General features: G+C 61.3%; 19 protein-coding genes. 7 read left to right on the top strand and 12 right to left on the bottom strand.

Features of this window, described 5'->3' with window-relative positions; genetic code table 11:
• The first annotated feature begins 3 nt into the window (after positions 1-3).
• The 3 genes from LB519_RS08410 to LB519_RS08400 all read left to right on the top strand — a co-directional run bounded on the left by LB519_RS08410 (position 4) and on the right by LB519_RS08400 (position 1,599).
• Positions 4-531, top strand: a complete 528-nt coding sequence (locus tag LB519_RS08410) for a cytochrome b (protein WP_224619433.1) — start codon at positions 4-6, stop codon at positions 529-531.
• On the top strand, positions 528-1,223 hold the full coding sequence (locus tag LB519_RS08405; RefSeq protein ID WP_127367687.1) for a VIT family protein: 696 nt from the start codon (positions 528-530) through the stop codon (positions 1,221-1,223). The genes LB519_RS08410 and LB519_RS08405 overlap by 4 nt, the downstream gene beginning before the upstream one ends.
• Before the next feature lie 160 nt (positions 1,224-1,383).
• Positions 1,384-1,599, top strand: coding sequence for a DUF1858 domain-containing protein (locus LB519_RS08400; protein ID WP_127367688.1), 216 nt, complete (start codon positions 1,384-1,386; stop codon positions 1,597-1,599).
• A 3-nt stretch (positions 1,600-1,602) separates the two neighbouring features.
• On the opposite strand, the gene LB519_RS08395 is transcribed toward LB519_RS08400, so the two are convergent.
• Complete coding sequence (locus LB519_RS08395; protein WP_127371314.1) at positions 1,603-2,304, bottom strand: Crp/Fnr family transcriptional regulator; 702 nt, start codon at positions 2,302-2,304, stop codon at positions 1,603-1,605.
• Between the two features lie 150 nt (positions 2,305-2,454).
• On the opposite strand from LB519_RS08395, the gene LB519_RS08390 reads away from it, so the two are divergent.
• Together LB519_RS08390 and LB519_RS08385 are read left to right on the top strand one after the other, a co-directional pair.
• Positions 2,455-2,892 carry a pseudoazurin gene (locus tag LB519_RS08390; protein WP_127365827.1) on the top strand — a complete coding sequence of 146 codons (438 nt, stop codon included), beginning with the start codon at positions 2,455-2,457 and terminating at the stop codon, positions 2,890-2,892.
• 106 nt (positions 2,893-2,998) lie between these two features.
• The gene (locus LB519_RS08385; protein WP_140670441.1) at positions 2,999-4,174 is read left to right on the top strand and encodes an NnrS family protein; all 1,176 of its coding nucleotides are present in this window, start codon (positions 2,999-3,001) and stop codon (positions 4,172-4,174) included.
• A gap of 57 nt (positions 4,175-4,231) precedes the next feature.
• On the opposite strand, the gene LB519_RS08380 is transcribed toward LB519_RS08385, so the two are convergent.
• From LB519_RS08380 to ccoN, 11 genes are all read right to left on the bottom strand, one after another.
• On the bottom strand, positions 4,232-5,107 hold the full coding sequence (locus LB519_RS08380; protein ID WP_127365826.1) for an SUMF1/EgtB/PvdO family nonheme iron enzyme: 876 nt from the start codon (positions 5,105-5,107) through the stop codon (positions 4,232-4,234).
• A 52-nt stretch (positions 5,108-5,159) separates the two neighbouring features.
• Positions 5,160-6,266 carry a copper-containing nitrite reductase gene (gene nirK / locus LB519_RS08375; protein ID WP_127365825.1) on the bottom strand — a complete coding sequence of 369 codons (1,107 nt, stop codon included), beginning with the start codon at positions 6,264-6,266 and terminating at the stop codon, positions 5,160-5,162.
• Between the two features lie 441 nt (positions 6,267-6,707).
• A complete protein-coding gene (locus LB519_RS08370; protein ID WP_224619431.1) occupies positions 6,708-7,364 on the bottom strand; it encodes a CBS domain-containing protein in 657 nt (218 codons plus the stop codon).
• 64 nt (positions 7,365-7,428) lie between these two features.
• Positions 7,429-7,599, bottom strand: a complete 171-nt coding sequence (ccoS, locus tag LB519_RS08365; protein ID WP_127365823.1) for a cbb3-type cytochrome oxidase assembly protein CcoS — start codon at positions 7,597-7,599, stop codon at positions 7,429-7,431.
• Complete coding sequence (locus LB519_RS08360; RefSeq protein WP_224619428.1) at positions 7,596-9,884, bottom strand: cation-translocating P-type ATPase; 2,289 nt, start codon at positions 9,882-9,884, stop codon at positions 7,596-7,598. Before LB519_RS08360 ends, ccoS begins: the two co-directional genes overlap by 4 nt.
• Positions 9,881-10,378: a FixH family protein gene (locus LB519_RS08355; RefSeq protein WP_127365821.1), complete on the bottom strand. Its 498-nt coding sequence runs from the start codon at positions 10,376-10,378 to the stop codon at positions 9,881-9,883. The genes LB519_RS08360 and LB519_RS08355 overlap by 4 nt, the downstream gene beginning before the upstream one ends.
• The gene (gene ccoG, locus LB519_RS08350) at positions 10,375-11,934 is read right to left on the bottom strand and encodes a cytochrome c oxidase accessory protein CcoG (protein ID WP_127365820.1); all 1,560 of its coding nucleotides are present in this window, start codon (positions 11,932-11,934) and stop codon (positions 10,375-10,377) included. The genes LB519_RS08355 and ccoG overlap by 4 nt, the downstream gene beginning before the upstream one ends.
• Before the next feature lie 173 nt (positions 11,935-12,107).
• Positions 12,108-12,971 (bottom strand): cytochrome-c oxidase, cbb3-type subunit III, encoded by an 864-nt coding sequence (gene ccoP / locus LB519_RS08345; protein ID WP_127365819.1) that lies wholly within the window; start codon positions 12,969-12,971, stop codon positions 12,108-12,110.
• 2 nt (positions 12,972-12,973) lie between these two features.
• Positions 12,974-13,123, bottom strand: coding sequence for a cbb3-type cytochrome c oxidase subunit 3 (locus tag LB519_RS08340; protein WP_127365818.1), 150 nt, complete (start codon positions 13,121-13,123; stop codon positions 12,974-12,976).
• 12 nt (positions 13,124-13,135) lie between these two features.
• Positions 13,136-13,867 (bottom strand): cytochrome-c oxidase, cbb3-type subunit II, encoded by a 732-nt coding sequence (gene ccoO, locus LB519_RS08335; protein ID WP_127365817.1) that lies wholly within the window; start codon positions 13,865-13,867, stop codon positions 13,136-13,138.
• An 11-nt stretch (positions 13,868-13,878) separates the two neighbouring features.
• Positions 13,879-15,489, bottom strand: a complete 1,611-nt coding sequence (gene ccoN / locus LB519_RS08330) for a cytochrome-c oxidase, cbb3-type subunit I (protein ID WP_127365816.1) — start codon at positions 15,487-15,489, stop codon at positions 13,879-13,881.
• 149 nt (positions 15,490-15,638) lie between these two features.
• On the opposite strand from ccoN, the gene LB519_RS31410 reads away from it, so the two are divergent.
• Positions 15,639-15,827, top strand: coding sequence for a hypothetical protein (locus LB519_RS31410; RefSeq protein WP_411909237.1), 189 nt, complete (start codon positions 15,639-15,641; stop codon positions 15,825-15,827).
• Between the two features lie 56 nt (positions 15,828-15,883).
• Entirely contained in the window at positions 15,884-16,144 is a 261-nt protein-coding gene (locus LB519_RS31405) for a hemerythrin domain-containing protein (protein WP_411909236.1), read from the top strand.
• The last annotated feature ends 3 nt before the right edge of the window (positions 16,145-16,147 follow it).

The following is a 16,147-nucleotide window of genomic DNA, read 5'->3' as shown; positions in this document are numbered from 1 at the left end:
CTTATGAATGTTGCCAACGAGCCCGCCGGGTACACCGGAACCCAGATAGTGCTGCATTGGGCAATCGCGGTGCTGATCGTCCTGCAGCTTGTAATCGGCGAGGACATCAAGCCGGCTTACCGGGCGTTCTCGCGCGGCACCGAGCCGGCAGCTGGCGACATCTTCAGCGCCAACATTCATGTCTATGTCGGTCTGGCAGTATTGGTGCTGGCGATCTGCAGGTTTGCGCTACGTCTCAGGCATGGCGTGCCGGCGGCGCCGCCCGAAGAAAGCGTCCTGCTGAAGCGGATTGCCGCGGCCGCCCATTTCCTGCTGTATCTTTTCATCTTCGGGATGCCGATTACCGGGGCGCTGGCTTGGTACTTCAGCTTTCGGGCGATGGGCGAGATTCACGAACTCGCCAAGCCGGTGATCATCATTGTCGTCGGCCTCCATGCCGCAGCGGCGCTGTGGCAACATTTTCTATATGAAATCGGATGTTCTGGTCAGGATGCTGCGACCTGCTGGACGGCGCGCGCCGTGATCTCATGAGCCGCCTGCATGCCGAAAACCATCTCGTATCGCGCGTCGGCTGGCTGCGCGCCGCCGTGCTTGGCGCCAATGACGGCATCGTGTCGACGGCCAGCCTGATCGTTGGCGTGGCGGCGGCCAATGCCGCGGCGTCCAATGTTTTGGTGGCCGGCGTCGCCGGACTGGTCGCCGGTGCGATGTCCATGGCGGCCGGCGAGTATGTCTCGGTCAGTTCGCAGTCCGATACCGAACAGGCCGACCTTGCCCGCGAAAAGGGGGAACTGGCGACGCAGCCGGACTTCGAGCGACAGGAGCTTGCGGAGATCTATGTCAAACGTGGCCTGGAGCCAACGCTGGCCTTGCAGGTCGCCGACCAGTTGATGGCCAAGGACGCGCTCGGCGCCCACGCTCGTGACGAACTCGGTATTTCGGAGGTGACGACGGCCAGACCGATCCAGGCCGCGCTGACCTCTGCGGCGGCCTTTTCGGTTGGCGCGGCCATGCCGTTGGCGATGGTGCTTGTTTCGCCGGCCGTCTGGCTTGCCGCAACGGTGTCTGTTGCCTCGCTCCTGTTCCTGGCGGTTCTGGGCGCCATTGGGGCCAAAGCCGGCGGCGCCAATGTGTTGAGGGCAACTGTTCGCGTCACCTTCTGGGGGGCGCTGGCAATGGCGCTGACCGCCGGTATTGGTGCCGTCGTTGGTACTGCCATCTGACGGTCCTGCGACCTTAATCCCGGCCCTTCCCATGGGCGCTTGTCGTACCTCAAATAATCCCGCCAGGATTCAACGCCAGTTCTGTGAAGTTGCGAAAGCGCAACGAAGGCGGCGCGAGCGGGATATATCACGAGACTTCGCAAATCGCGGAGACCCCATCGTGAAGGAACTCAGTTCGATCAAGCGAGACATGGTCGTCGACGAGATCATGAGAAAATGGCCGGCAACGGTGGCAGTGATGCTGAGCCACGGGATGCTTTGCGTTGGCTGCCCGATCGGCACTTTCCATACCGTGGCCGAAGCATGCCGAGAACATCGGATCGACGAGACCCGCTTCATTTTGGACCTGGAATCGGCTGTTCGACGAGAACGGTGAGGATCACCTCTTGTTCCGGTTCTCGGCCAGAACCACAAGGCGATGCGCATCCTTCACGGTGACTTTCTGGCGCCCGCTGACGATGATTCCATTGTCTTCCCACTTGCTGAGCAGGCGGCTGACGGTGTGCAGCGTCGTTCCCGTCATCTCGGCAATATCCTGCCTTGAAATCGGGAAGTCGATTTCGATGCCGCTGTCGGTCTTTCGGCCGGTCTGGTTTGCCAACCGCAACAACGCATGTGCAACCCGCTGCTCCACCTGCTCCGTGGACATTTCGACCACCCGTGTCTGGGCCTCCTGCAGCCTGGTTCCAACCGTCCTGTAGATGGTTGCCCCAAACGCCGGAAACCGTCGCGCCAATTCCGGCCAAAGAGCGTTGGGCCAGGCCAGCACCACGCAGTCGACCGCCGCAACAGCGCTGGCGGGATAGGTCGTCCGGCCAAGCGCTGCGGCGACACCAAAGATCTCGCCTTCGCTGATGTATCTGGCGATGACCTGCTGCCCATCCGGCGTGGTGCGGACGACCCGTATGTGGCCAGAGATCAGCACGAAGAAGGATTGCGCCTCGGCCTCCTGCTCGAAGATCGTTGTGTCTTTAGCATAGCGTGACGATCGAGCGCCTTTGAGAATCTCGCTTTGCTCCTGGGGCGCCATCCCCTGGAAGAGCGGCAGCTGCGATATCAGCGATCGGTCCAGCGCAACCAAGCAGATTTCCTCACAGCGTACGGCACGCACCATTCGTGCGGCAAACCTTTCTTATCCCGAGTTTGCGCCAGCGCAAATTGTCCCCGGCCGCATCAGGCTAAATGGCATGGAACGGCGCAGTGCCGCGAAGACGAAACAAAGGACAAATCAATGAAACTCTCCATCCTCGCCGCCGCCGTCACCATCCTCGCGCTCGCCAGCGGCGCAAGTGCCGCAGAGCATGTAGTGCAAATGCTCAACAAGGGCGAAAAAGGCGCAATGGTTTTCCAGCCGGACTTCGTCCAGGCGGCTCCTGGCGACACCGTGAAGTTCGTACCGACCGACAAGACGCATGATGCCGAGTCGATCAAGGGCATGCTTCCGGATGGCGCCGAGCCTTTCAAGGGAAAGCCCAGCGAGGAAATCACTGTCACGCTGACGAAGGAGGGCGTCTACGGCGTCAAATGTGCACCCCATTACGGCATGGGCATGGTCGCACTGATCGTTGTCGGCAAGCCGGTCAACCTCGATGCCGCCAAGGCGGTCAAGCACGCAGGCAAAGCAAAGACGGTGTTCGCCGATCTGTTCACTCAGATTCCCGCCAACTGACCAGCAATCGACTACAGCCATCCCTGCTCCATGAAAGGGTAGGTGCGGGCCGGATGGACCGAGGACGGCGGTTCATCCGGCCCTGCTCGTTTGAAGGATGCAAATCATGGGAATTCCTCGCCATCGGGCCTACATCGGGCCTGCATTTCTTTCCTACGGGTTCAGGCCCTTCTTCTTCCTCGGGTCGCTTTATGCCGCGCTCTCAATTCTGCTTTGGCTGCCGGTGTATGCGGGCGAACTCGATGCTCATAGTGTTTTTGTTCCCGTCGACTGGCACATCCACGAGATGCTGTTCGGCTATCTGCCGGCGATCGTCACCGGGTTCCTGCTGACCGCCATTCCCAACTGGACCGGCCGGCTGCCCGTGCAAGGCCTGCCGCTGCTGGCGCTGGTTGTCCTGTGGCTTGCCGGACGCGCCGCTGTCTTCTTCTCGACGGATATCGGCTGGGAAGCAGCGGCTGTGATCGATGGCTCTTTTCTGCTTGCGGTCGCAGCGGCGGCGGCACGCGAGATCGTCGCCGGACGCAATTGGCGCAATCTCAAGGTGCTGCTGCCGCTTGGCGTTCTGGCGGGCGCCAACGGCGCGTTCCACATCGAGGCGCACCTTCAAGGCACATCGGCCATCAGCCTCAGGCTCGGCATGGCTGCGGCGATCATGCTCATCTCGCTGATCGGTGGGCGCATCATTCCAAGCTTCACCCGTAACTGGCTCGTGCGCGAAAATCCGGGCAGGCTGCCGGCCCCATTCGAGCGTTTCGACATCGCATCGCTTGTCATCTCAGGCATGGCGCTGGCAGCGTGGACGTTCGCTCCCGACCACCGCGCGTCAGGAACGCTTATGGCCGTCGCCGCAGTCTGCCAGGCGTGGCGTCTGTCGCGCTGGGCCGGCGAGCGCACACTGCGGGATCCGTTGGTGCTGGTTCTCCATCTTGCCTATACCTTCGTGCCGGTCGGTCTTGCCTTGGTCTCGGCGTCGATCTTCTTTCCCGATGCCGTACCGGCGGCGGCAGGACTTCACGCGCTCGGCACTGGTGCGGTAGGTTCAATGACGCTTGCCGTGATGATCCGCGCGACGCTTGGGCACACCGGGCAAAAGCTCAAGGCCGGGAAAGGCGCCTTGTTCATCTTCGTGGCCGTCCTTCTCGCGGGATCATTTAGAATCCTGGCCGCCTTCTTGCCCTATGACGTGGTGATCGACATGGCCGGCACCGCATGGGTGGCGGCATTTGCCGGCTTCACCCTGATCTACGGAACCGCATTGATGACGCCAAAGGCACGGTGAGGCGACGGGGAGAGCAGGTGACAGTCGAAACGCGATGGAACAGCCGCTGCTCTTTTTTCACGCAATGCCGAGGTGGCCGAGGAAACGGTTCGCCCACCCTCGATGGTCCCGGACTAGCCTGAATCCAAGATTGTCGGGAGGCGTGCCAACAGCACAGCCTCCGCTTTTCCCGTCGCTGACGAAGTTCGACATGTAGGCTCTGTGAAGCCCTTCAAGGACGTGGACACCGCAATTGTCGACGGAACTGGCAACACCGGTCCCATCCGCCGCCAACGTGGTGCGGACATAGCAGGTCGACGTCCACTCCCAGACGTTACCGGAAAAGTCGTAGAGGCCGCGCGAATTCGCTCCAAAAGAGCCACGGCTCCTGGGCAAGGGATCCGGTTTGCGATTGAGGTCCACCTCGGCCTGGTAGCTGGTGAGCCAACGCCTGGCAGGGTTGCTGGCATCGTTTTCGACACCCTCAAATTCTCCTGCGAACCGCTCCGCCGCGGCAAACGCCCACTCCTCATCGGACGGCAGCCGCCAGTCGTCGCCTGTCGCCTTCGAATACCATTGGGCGTAGGCATTGGCGTCGAGATAACTCACTCCGGTAACGGGAGCACCGGGCGCGATCGCGCGCGTCTCCTGTGCTGTCTGACAACCGCCAGCCGCAACACAGCTCGCATAGTCTGACACGCTGACCTGATAGGTCATGATTTCGATGGGTTCGTTGAACTGTCGGCTGAGCCGGGGATTTGATTGCGGGCGTCCATTCCTCAGGTACTCGCCCGGCAGGGGATAGGTGATCGAGCCAGGGTCCAAGGTGACTGTCGTGGCGGCAGAGTGGGGCGGTCGATGTCCGCTCCAGCCGATGTTGAGCCAGGACAAGCCCATTGGCACCGTCGCGGCCGCCATGGCGACCGAAACAACCTTCAGGGTGAAAGAAGACATGGCTTTTGTCCATGCCCGGACAGCATCGCCGTCCGGGCAAATTGGAGTGCCGTCAGTTGGTGGCGATGGGTTTAGGCGCCTCGACCTGTGTCATCAGGTCGTCGTCCCAATCGCCCTCGACCATGAAGTGAGCGGTCGCCCCGAGTTCCACGGCTTCGATCAGATTGTGGTTGACGTAAGCGTAGACACCGGGCTGCAGGAACGTATAGAGCGCCGAGCCCGCCGAGCCGCCACGGATGAACCAGGTTTCCAGGTCCTTAGCCGGCGGGTTGGCAAATTTTCCTTGTTCCCAAACATAGTCGCCGTGTCCACCGATGAGATGTGGTCGCGTATCGCGGTTGGCCTGTGAATGGACGATCAAGACGGTTTCGCCGACCTTGGCTTTCATGGCGTTGTCACCGGTCAGGGATCCGACCTTGCCGTTGAACACGACATGCGTCGGGATCAACCCGCGCATGACCTTGACGATGTCGTCGTAGCCGTCGCCGGCCGATTCGTAGCTCTTGAAATTGCCCTTCTCGTCGCGCGGAATATAGAAGTCGCTCTCGCCGATGTAGAAGATCTTGTCGTATTTGACCGGCTCGCCCTTGTCGTTCCTGAGTCCGTCGCGCGGCAGCACCATGATTGCGCCATTCATGCCGGAGACGACATGCCAAGGGATCATCGGACCACCAGGGGCGCAGTGATAGACGAACGTTCCCGTCCGCGTCGCCTTGAAGCGCAAGGTCACCTGTTCGCCGGGATTGATCAGCGTGAGACCGCCGCCGCCCAGAGCGCCGGTCGCGGCGTGAAAGTCGATGTTGTGGGCGAGTGAGTTGGTATCGGGGTTGATGAGCGTCAGTTCGACATAGTCGTCCTGGTGCACGACCATCAGCGGGCCGGGGATCGAGCCGGCATAGGTCATCGCATTGAGCTTCGTGCCATCGGCGTCGATGACGACAGGCTTTTCCTCGATCGACATGGTGAACTCGAGGATCTTCGGTCCGCCCTCGGCGATCTGGTGATGCGGATGCACGAACGGCGGCGCCACGAGCTTGATCTTTTCCCGGGGGAGCCCCTGAATGTCTGCCTTTGTCACCGTTGCCGAAAATGCCGGCAATGCCGCCACGGCGGCAGCGCCAATGGCTGCTCCGAAAAGGGCCTCGCGTCGCGTGATCATGTCAGTCTCCTGTCTTTCTACCGTTGCGGATGAGTAGAAACTATCGGACCTGACGCAGCGTTTCTTTGCGCTGGCGCAAATTGGCGGATGTTAATCCCAGAAACAACAGCCCTCGGATTGCGTCAGCCTTGTGAGCCAAGTTTGATATGCTGCAGTTTTGGTGTCGCATCTTTCTGCAAGCCTGCGCAGTCACTGGCGGCTCTCTGAAGATCAGCCGCCGGTATCGTTCTGCAGATAGATTTGAGTTTGCAAGGTGGCCAAGCCCACCTCGACAGAGGGCAACGGCCATCGCATTTCCGTCAGTGCGCCTGCCGAGAGCGTGCTCGCCAAGCATGAAGGGCGCTACACGCCGCAGGAGGCGCCAACGGCCTCACATCCAAGCGATGTAGGAAGCGAGCAGAACCCGACAGGACTCTTCTTTGCGTCCCCGCTTTTCCGCAGCTACGAAACCATCATCACGGAGAGCGGATCTGTACCGAGGAAGAGGCTGTCCTTGACTTGCCCGACGCCGGCAACGTTCTCCGCTGCAACGATTGCAGCTTTCTGTTGACGCTCGTCGACAATCGCCCCGGTCAGTTCGACGACGCAGTCGCTGACCCTAACATCAATCAAGTCACCACCGGCCCACGATTGTCCCTGCAGCTCGGCAAGTATAGCCTTGCGGATCAGGTCGTCATCGGGTGGCGTGGTGCCCTGTTTCGACGTGGTGCGGATCAGGACACGTAGCAAATCAGTTCGCGTGACGATTCCGACGACCCTTTCCCGATCGACAATCGGCACATTGTTGATGCGGTGTTGCATCATCAAGTTTACAATATCAGCAATCGAGGCGCCTGGGCCGTTCGAGCGCGCATAGTCATCGGCGATTGTGCCCGGGCCAAGATCAAACTCCAGCCAGCGAGGACGCGCCCGCTCAGTTCCCAGTTCCTCTCGGCGCAAGAAGTCGCTTTTGCTTACAATGCCAACAAGGGCACCGTCGCTGCCCGTTACCGGGAGGCAGCTTATTTTGTTTGAGAGCATGAGCTCGACTGCTTCGGCAATCGTCGCGTTCGCATCCGTTGTGATGACTGGCTTCGTCATTATGGCTTCGGCTTGCATGCTCACCTCCTGATTTTTGTCAGACGACGATGGGACATTGCGACACGCGGCGCTTTGATCTGAGTCACTTGGAACGGGGGGCACTCTCCGCGCCGTCGTCGCGTTCGATGAGAATGCGCTCCGCCGCGCCGTCGAGATCCTCGTACTGACCGCTTCTCAACGCCCACAGGAAGCCGGACAGGCCGAGTGCGCCCAGAAAAAGCGCGACAGGTATGAGGTAAGTGAGAGTGGTCATGACGATCCGACCAGTTCGTTGGCGTTGGCCAGTCTTTCGCGGCGAATGTTCTTGGCCGGTGAAATTGGCTCTGACGAGCGCAGGCGCAGCGCATTGCCAATGACAAGCAGCGACGAGGCGGACATGGCGACCGCCGCTATCAAAGGCGTGACGTGCCCGAGGATGGCGATCGGTACCGCGACCGCATTGTAGACGATCGCGATGACGATGTTCTGCCGGATCAAGCGTCCTGCCTGGCGCGAGACGTCCAGCGCCAGTGGGATGGCCAGGAGGCTTTCGCGCAGAAAAACGAAGTCGGCTGCATTGCGGCCAATGTCGGCGGCCGTGGCGGGCGCGATCGAGACATGCGCAGCGCTCAGCGCCGGCGTGTCGTTGAGCCCGTCGCCAACCATCAGGACCTTGTGCCCGTCTCTCGCCAGACTCTCGATGCGTTCGACCTTGCCGGACGGCAGGAGGCAAGGGACGAAGTCATCGACACTCAGAACGTCCGCAACCTCCGAGCAGGCTTTGGCGGTGTCGCCCGAGAGCATCTCCACGTGCAGACCCGCATTGTGCAGTTGATCAATGGCTGTTCTAGCGTCGGCGCGCAGCGCATCCTCGAAAACGAAGGATACGACAATCATCCCGTTTTCCGTCAGGACTGTTCCGCCGTAGCCATGTTTGCCTTCACCGCCGGTTCGAGCCTTCCAGCCCGCCCATCCGCGTCGACCCAGCCGCCAAATGCTTCCAGCGGCGGCGGCTTCGATCCCGAACCCTGGGTGCTCGGTTACTTTATCGAATTTGTGCTGGCTGCTGCTAGCGGCAAGGCCGGCAATAGCCTTTGAATATGGATGGCGCGAATGCGCGGCCATGTCGGCTGCGATTTCCAGCATGGCGGGATCGATCGACGTCGCGTTGACGAGCCGCGGCTGGCCAAGCGTGAGCGTGCCGGTCTTGTCGAACACCGCCGTGTCGATTGTCGCCAGGCGTTCCATGGCCGAGCCGTCCTTGACCATGATGCCGTTCTCGAACAGGCGTCGCGCGGCGACCACCTGCACGATCGGCACCGCGAGGCCGAGTGCGCACGGGCATGTGATGATCAGAACGGCAATGGCGACGGTTGTCGCCCGATGCCAGTCGCCGGTCGCCGCCATCCAGCCCAGGAATGTCACAAACGCGGTGAGATGGACCACCGGGGCATAAAGCGCTGAAACGCGGTCGGCGATACGGCGATATTGCGCGCGGCCGCCCTCGGCGGCCTCCATCAACCGGACCATTTCCGCCAGGAACGAATCCTTCGCGGCGGCTGCCGCCTGGATCGTCAGCGGGCCTGTAAGATTGAGCACACCGGCCTGTACAGCTTCGCCCGGCGCCACGTTTTTCGGCGTGCTTTCGCCTGAGGCCAGCGAGCAGTCGAGATCCGACGTTCCCTGGATGATCTTGCCGTCGACGGGTATCCTTTCACCAGCCGCGATCAACAGCTGCATCCCCGGTTCGATCTCGCCGACCGGCAGATAGTCGCGCGCGCCATCGCCGCGCAGCACCATGGCGCCACGCGCGGCCAGCTGAGACAGGCCTTTCACGGCAGTCCGGGCACGCTCCCGCATCACATGATCCAGCGTGCGTCCGATCAAAAGGAAGAACAGCAGCGATACCGACGCGTCGAAATAGGCATGGTCGCCATGATTGATCGTCTCATAAAGGCTCATGGCGTAGGCGAGCGAAACACCGACCGCGATGGGCACGTCCATATTCATGCGGCCATGACGCAAGGCATTCCAGGCCGAGCGGAAGAAGATGCCGCCGGCGAAGGCGAGGACAGGAATGGCGATCAGCGCCGAGACCCAGTGAAACAGGTCGCGGGTCGCACCTTCGGCGCCGGACCAGACCGAGACCGAAAGCAGCATGATGTTGCCCGCCGCAAAGCCAGCAACAGCGACGGCGCGGATCAGTTCGGCAAGCGTCTTGTCCTTGTCGTCGACCTCGGGTGCGAACAGATGCGCTTCGTAGCCCAGCCTGCCAAGCGCGGCGACGAAGGGTGGCACCTCGTCTCCACGCCACTGGACCGCGACCCGCTTCGTCGACAGGTTGACGCGCGCGCTTTCGACATGATCAAGCTTTCCAAGTGCCGCCTCGATCGTCTGGATGCAGGCGGCGCAATGAACCGCCGGCACTGAAAGGTCGGTCTGGCGAAGGTTGTCGCCAAGCGATCGGCTCGCCAACCTGATCTCCTGGCTGGATGGCAGGACCGACGTGGCGCCCTTCAGATCCAGCGCCATTTCAGCGCCCGGTGCACAACAGCTCATTGCAGCGCTCCATGCGAAATCATGATCCTGCGGACGTCGCGATAGGGTCGCGCCAGGCCGGCATCGGCGTCGACTTCAACGATCCAGACGCCGTCCTTCGGCATGTGCTGCGCGGCGAACTCCGGGCCGGAGGCGAGGGCGAGCGTGACGGACTCGTCCTCTTTCTCGTAGGCGGGATGACGAAACAGGACCTTGACGCCGTGCAGGGGAACTGGCTTGCCGGCAGCGTCGGAGAGGCTGTAGCGGACCTCGCCCCATGCGATGGTCAGCTTGCCGGTCCAACCGAGCGCTGCTTGGGCGCGGCCGGCCTCGGCCTCCTTGTTGAATTGCTGGCTGGCCACATATGTGTTCTCGACGACGAGGCCGGTCCAACTCGTATTGGCGAGCGTGGCCATTGTCAGGTTGACCGCGATGACCACCCCGAAAAAGGTGAGAATGATGGCCAGCATGTGCCTGCCGGTGAATTCGCGAGGCTTTTGGGCATTGGCGGTCATTTGGCGGCCTCTGGCGCATTGAATGTTGCGGTGTACTCGTTCGACTCGAAGCTCGCTCTGTCCTCGACACGGAACTTGAAGGTCTGTGCCGGGGCGTGGATCTGGTCCGCCGGCTGGCGAACGAAGACCTTCAACGTTTTCAGGCGGTCGGGCTCGACCGGGATGGCGAAAGACCGGCCGGCCGGAATGTCGTCGCCGACGACGAGCATGTCGGCACCCTCCAGGCCCTGCATGGTGACGACGATTGTCCTTGGCTCGGGGATCATGTTGAGCAGCTTGACGGTATAGCCATTGCGGATGGAGCCATCGGATAGCGTGACGAATTGCGGATTGCGGTCATGCAGCACGTTCAGTTCGAGCCGATCGCGCGTCAGCAGCGAATAGAGCAGGCCCAGCCCGATCAGCGACCACAGGCCCATGTAGACGTAGGTGCGCGGCCGGAAGATCTTGCGAATGTGAAAATGCGCCACCTGATCGGAGAAGGTGCCGACGGCCGTCCTGACCAGTGACGGATTGACTGAACTGGAGCCGCCCGCGGTCGCCAGCATCATGTTGGCGTTGTAGTCGGAGAGCGTCGCGTAGGCGATCAGCCCGCGCTCCTTGCCGAGCTTGTCCATGACGCCGTCGCAGGCGTCGATGCACAGTGCGCAGGTAATGCATTCGAGCTGCTGGCCGTCGCGAATGTCGATCCCCATCGGGCACACCGCGACACAGGCATTGCAGTCGACGCAGTCGCCGACGGACTGCCCCGAGGCTTGCACCTTCTTCGCATGACGCGAGCGCGGTTCGCCGCGCCAGTCATTGTAGGTGACGGTGAGCGAATTCTCGTCGAGCATGGCCGCCTGGATGCGCGGCCATGGGCACATATAGGTGCAGACCTGCTCGCGCATCAGCCCGCCGAACGTGTAGGTGGTCGCCGTCAACACGGCGATGGTGATGTAGGCGATAGGCGCGGCGGTACCGGTGAAAAGCTCGCCAACCAGCGTCGGTGCATCGGCAAAGTAGAAAATCCAGGCGCCGCCGGTCGCCGCGCCGATGACCAGCCAGATCGTGTGCTTCGATACGCGCAGCATCAGCTTGCGGGCGGTCCAGGGACCTGCATCGAGCTTCATGCGGGCGTTGCGGTCGCCCTCTATCGCGCGCTCGACGACGAGGAACAGATCGACCCACACCGTCTGTGGGCATGCATAGCCGCACCAGGCACGGCCGACAGTCGACGTGATCAGGAAAAGACCGACGCCCGCCATGACCAGAAGGCCAGCCACGTAAAAGAATTCCTGCGGCCATATCTCGATGAAGAAGAAGTAGAAGCGCCGATTGGCGACATCGAGCAGCACGGCCTGGTCGGGCGCAAACGGACCACGGTCCCATCGCAGCCATGGCGTTAGATAGTAAATGCCAAGCGTGATCGCCATCACCAGCCATTTGAAGCGTCGAAAATTGCCCGAGGCGCGTTTTGGAAAGATCTTCTTGCGCGCGGCGTAGAGGGGCTGACGTGTCTTGGCGGAATTGACCGCCTCCGCTTCCAGCCGTTCCACCTGCGTCTTGTCGAGCACGATTATCTCCACTTGCGCGCAGACTGTGATTTTGAGCGCGCCGGGCAACATTGCCGCCGCATGGACCGACCCGCGTTGATGCAGGTCAATCGGCGAATGCCGAAAAGATCGAGGCCCGGACTGGCCGGGCCTCGTCGCTCAGGCGGTGAAGGGCAGGAAATAGGGCCCCCGACCTATTCCCCACCGCCGAGCGAATGGATGTAGACCGCCAACTCCTTGACCTTGGTCTCGCCGAGACGCGCGCCCCATGCAGGCATCACGCCCTGCTTCGGTGCGCGAACCTGGTCACCGATTGCCGTCTCGCCCGACCCGTAAAGCCAGATCGCGTCGGTCAGGTCGGGCGCGCCGAGTTCCCTGTTGCCTTTCGCATTGTCGCCATGACAGGCAACGCAGTTTTCGGCAAAGACCTTGGCGCCGGGTTGGATCAGACTTGCATCGTTGACCTTGCCTGACAGGCTGGCGACGTAGGCGCTGACCTGTGCAATCTGGTCAGCGGTGATGATGTCGCCAAAGGCCGGCATTTCCGACAGGCGCGTTTCTGCATCGTTCGCAAAGCGGATGCCATGCGTGATCGTCTGCTGGACCTGCTCGGCCTTGCCGCCCCACAGCCAGTCGTCGTCGTTGAGGTTGGGAAAGCCCTTGGAACCTTGGGCGCCGGAGCCGTGGCACTGCGTGCAATTGACCTTGAATGCGGCGCCGCCGGCCGCGACCGCGAATTCGCGCAAGGCATCGTCCGCTGCGATTTCCGAGACGGTCTTCGACTCTACGGCCGCGACATACTTGCCCTTCGACACTTCTGCCGCCACCAACTCGTTCTTGACGTCCTTGCGGCTCGAATAGCCGAGCACACCGGTTGTCGCGGAGTGCAGCAGCGGCCATGCCGGATAGGCGATCGTGTAGCCGATCGCCCAGACGATGGTGACGTAGAACGTGATGACCCACCAGCGCGGAAGCGGATTGTTCAGTTCCCGGATGCCGTCCCACTCATGGCCAGTGGTTGAGACGCCAGAGATTTCATCGATGTGCTCGTCGCTCATGATCACTCGTCCTCAAGGGGAATCCGGGCAGCTTCGTCGGCCAGCCTGCGGCTGCCGGGGCGCAGGGCAAAGACAATTGCTCCGACAAAGAAGAGCGCCATGGCGACCAGACCCCAGCTGTCAGCAAACTCCCGCATCAAATTGTATTCCATGGATAAACCTCCTCAGCGGTAACCGGCGGCCTCGTCGTAGTTCTTGAAATCCACCAAGGTCCCGAGCATCTGCAGGTACGCAACGAGGGCATCCATTTCGGTGACCTGTTGCTGGTTGCCGTCGAAGTCGCCGATCTTGGCTTTGGGGTAGCGGGCTTCGAGGCCGGACGTGTCGGCGTTGGGATCGGCTTGCGCCATCAGGTCGGCGTTGGCGTGGGCGACCATGTCATCGCTGTAGGGGACACCGACACGCCTGTTGGCAACCAGATGCGTCGAGAAGTCCTTCACCTCGATCGGCGTGTCTTTGAGGAACGCGTAGCTCGGCATGATCGATTCCGGCACCACCGAACGCGGATCCGTCAGATGCTCGACATGCCACAGATTCGAGTAGCGGTCGCCAACCCTGGCGAGGTCCGGCCCGGTCCGCTTCGATCCCCACTGGAAAGGATGATCGTACATCGACTCGGCAGCCAGGCTGTAGTGACCGTAGCGCTCGACTTCGTCGCGGAACGGCCTGATCATCTGGCTGTGGCAGAGGTAGCAGCCTTCGCGCACATAGATGTTGCGCCCGACAAGTTCGAGCGGTGAATAGGGGCGCATGCCTTCCACCTTCTCGATCGTGTTGTCGAGGTAGAAGAGCGGTGCGATCTCGACGATGCCGCCGACGGTCACCACAAGAAGGGAGCCCACGAGAAGCAGCGTCGCGTTCTTCTCGATGATTGCGTGTCTATCCATCAAGCCCATGTTCTGGCTCCTTATTCGGCAGGCTGAAGGGTGGGAACGGCGCCAGGCATTGGTTGCTCCTCGCGCTGGTGGCCGAGGATGGTCATGGCGATGTTCCAGGCCATGATCAGGGCGCCGGAGAGGTACATGGCGCCGCCCATGGCCCGCATGACATAGTAGGGGTGCATGGCGGCGACGGTTTCAGCGAAGGAGTAGACCAGAAAGCCCTGCTCGTCGTATTCGCGCCACATCAGGCCCTGCATGATGCCGGACACCCACATCACCGCGGCGTAGACAACGATGCCCAGCGTCGCCAACCAGAAGTGCCAGGTAACCAGCCGCAGGGAATAGAGCCGTTGACGGTTCCAGAGCTTCGGCACCATGTAGTAGATCGCGCCGAACGAGATCATGCCGACCCAGCCGAGTGCGCCGGAGTGCACATGACCAATGGTCCAGTCGGTATAGTGCGATAGCGAGTTGACCGTCTTTATCGACATCATCGGCCCTTCGAAGGTCGACATGCCGTAGAAGGCGATGGCCATCACCATCATGCGGATGATCGGGTCGGTACGCAGCTTGTCCCAAGCGCCTGACAAGGTCATCAGGCCATTGATCATGCCACCCCATGACGGCATCCACAGCATGATCGAGAACACCATGCCGAGCGTCTGCGCCCAATCGGGCAGGGCAGTGTAGTGCAGGTGATGCGGCCCGGCCCAGATGTAGAGAAAGATGATCGCCCAGAAATGGATGATCGACAGCCGATAGGAATAGACCGGCCGGTTCGCCTGCTTGGGGACGAAGTAATACATCATGCCGAGGAAGCCGGCAGTGAGGAAGAAGCCGACGGCGTTGTGGCCATACCACCATTGCGTCAGGGCGTCCTGGACCCCGGAAAAAGCGGAGTAGCTCTTGGAGCCGAGAAACGAGGCCGGCATCGACAGGTTGTTGATCACGTGGAGCATCGCGATCGTCACGATGAAGGACAGATAGAACCAGTTGGCGACATAGATGTGCGGTTCCTTGCGCTTCAGGATCGTGCCAAGGAACAGGACGAGGTAGGCGACCCAGACAATGGTCAGCCAGATGTCGACATACCATTCAGGTTCGGCGTATTCGCGGCTCTCGGTGATGCCGAGCAGATAGCCGGTCGCGGCCATGACGATGAAAAGCTGGTAACCCCAAAAGACGAACCAGGCGAGATCGCCGCCGAAAAGCCGGGCGCGGCAGGTCCGCTGCACGACATACAATGACGTGCAAAGCAATGCGTTGCCGCCGAAGGCGAAGACGACCCCCGAGGTATGCAGCGGCCGCAAGCGGCCGAAATTGAACCAGGGCTGGATGTTGAGATCGGGGTAGGCAAGCTGCAGCGCGATGACGACGCCGACCAGCATGCCGACGACACCCCAAAACATCGTGGCGATGGCGCCGTAGCGGATTGGACCGTCCATGTAGGCGGATGGGTCGATCGGAGCGGCCACTTCGAAGCTTGTGTTGCGGATGAGGATGCCGACAAACCCGAGCAGCACAAAAAACAGCACCCACATGTGCTGGCGGAAAGGCTCGTCGACACCGAACCCGGCCGCGACAAGGGCGGCAAATGTGAACAGCCCCAAAGCGAAGATTTGTGTACCAAACTTCATGACATGTCCCCGACGTCGATTCCGATGCGCGGACGCCAATCCGCGTGACACCAATTCAGCAGTCGGCCCACCGCCGCCTTGATCCATGTCAAAGCCACATCCTTTTGGATTGGGCAGCGTCGGTCGCACAAACGATCAGGAGGCTGCCGTTGAACAGGTTGAAGGAGCTGGGATCGTCGCTGAACGAAACAGGCCGTGAAAATACGACAGCTCGATCTGGCCGGGAGGCGGTTCCGGCGGCGGTGATGAAACGTGCCCATCTGGAAAAGCTGCAGCTCTGCGAGGCCCTCGAAAGAATCGCCGACACCTTGCCGAAGGTTGATCGTTTGAATGCCTGAGCACGGCAAACGCGATCGTCCCGCCATTGCGAAACATTCATCGATACGAAGAGACGATGATCTTCCCGGCCTACGAGGCTGGTTTGAACAGCCGCGACGCCAACCTCGATTCCACCCGGCGATTGCGCGCCGAACATGTCGAGGACGAATGCTTTGCCGGCGAGGTGACTGAAATTCTGCTGGCGATCGGCCATGGCAAGACCATCGACAATGCCGAAGCGGTTGGTTTCATGCTGCGCGGCTTCTTCGAAAGCGTGCGCCGCCACATCGCCTTTGAGCGCGAGCATGTCCTGCCGATGATCGGGATCGTCGATTAACTC

Source organism: Mesorhizobium sp. AD1-1, assembly GCF_020164655.1.
GTDB classification, from domain to species: domain Bacteria; phylum Pseudomonadota; class Alphaproteobacteria; order Rhizobiales; family Rhizobiaceae; genus Mesorhizobium; species Mesorhizobium ciceri.
Note: the sequence above shows the minus strand (reverse complement) of the source record. Positions and strands in the feature narration are given on the sequence as shown.

Coding starts and splice junctions, on each gene's coding strand:
- LB519_RS08410 (WP_224619433.1), top strand. CDS start 4: ATGAATGTTGCCAACGAGCCCGCCGGGTACACCGGAACCCAGATAGTG.
- LB519_RS08405 (WP_127367687.1), top strand. CDS start 528: ATGAGCCGCCTGCATGCCGAAAACCATCTCGTATCGCGCGTCGGCTGG.
- LB519_RS08390 (WP_127365827.1), top strand. CDS start 2,455: ATGAAACTCTCCATCCTCGCCGCCGCCGTCACCATCCTCGCGCTCGCC.
- LB519_RS08385 (WP_140670441.1), top strand. CDS start 2,999: ATGGGAATTCCTCGCCATCGGGCCTACATCGGGCCTGCATTTCTTTCC.
- LB519_RS08380 (WP_127365826.1), bottom strand. CDS start 5,107: ATGTCTTCTTTCACCCTGAAGGTTGTTTCGGTCGCCATGGCGGCCGCG.
- nirK (WP_127365825.1), bottom strand. CDS start 6,266: ATGATCACGCGACGCGAGGCCCTTTTCGGAGCAGCCATTGGCGCTGCC.
- LB519_RS08370 (WP_224619431.1), bottom strand. CDS start 7,364: ATGCAAGCCGAAGCCATAATGACGAAGCCAGTCATCACAACGGATGCG.
- ccoS (WP_127365823.1), bottom strand. CDS start 7,599: ATGACCACTCTCACTTACCTCATACCTGTCGCGCTTTTTCTGGGCGCA.
- LB519_RS08360 (WP_224619428.1), bottom strand. CDS start 9,884: ATGAGCTGTTGTGCACCGGGCGCTGAAATGGCGCTGGATCTGAAGGGC.
- LB519_RS08355 (WP_127365821.1), bottom strand. CDS start 10,378: ATGACCGCCAATGCCCAAAAGCCTCGCGAATTCACCGGCAGGCACATG.
- ccoP (WP_127365819.1), bottom strand. CDS start 12,971: ATGAGCGACGAGCACATCGATGAAATCTCTGGCGTCTCAACCACTGGC.
- LB519_RS08340 (WP_127365818.1), bottom strand. CDS start 13,123: ATGGAATACAATTTGATGCGGGAGTTTGCTGACAGCTGGGGTCTGGTC.
- ccoO (WP_127365817.1), bottom strand. CDS start 13,867: ATGGGCTTGATGGATAGACACGCAATCATCGAGAAGAACGCGACGCTG.
- ccoN (WP_127365816.1), bottom strand. CDS start 15,489: ATGAAGTTTGGTACACAAATCTTCGCTTTGGGGCTGTTCACATTTGCC.
- LB519_RS31405 (WP_411909236.1), top strand. CDS start 15,884: ATGATCTTCCCGGCCTACGAGGCTGGTTTGAACAGCCGCGACGCCAAC.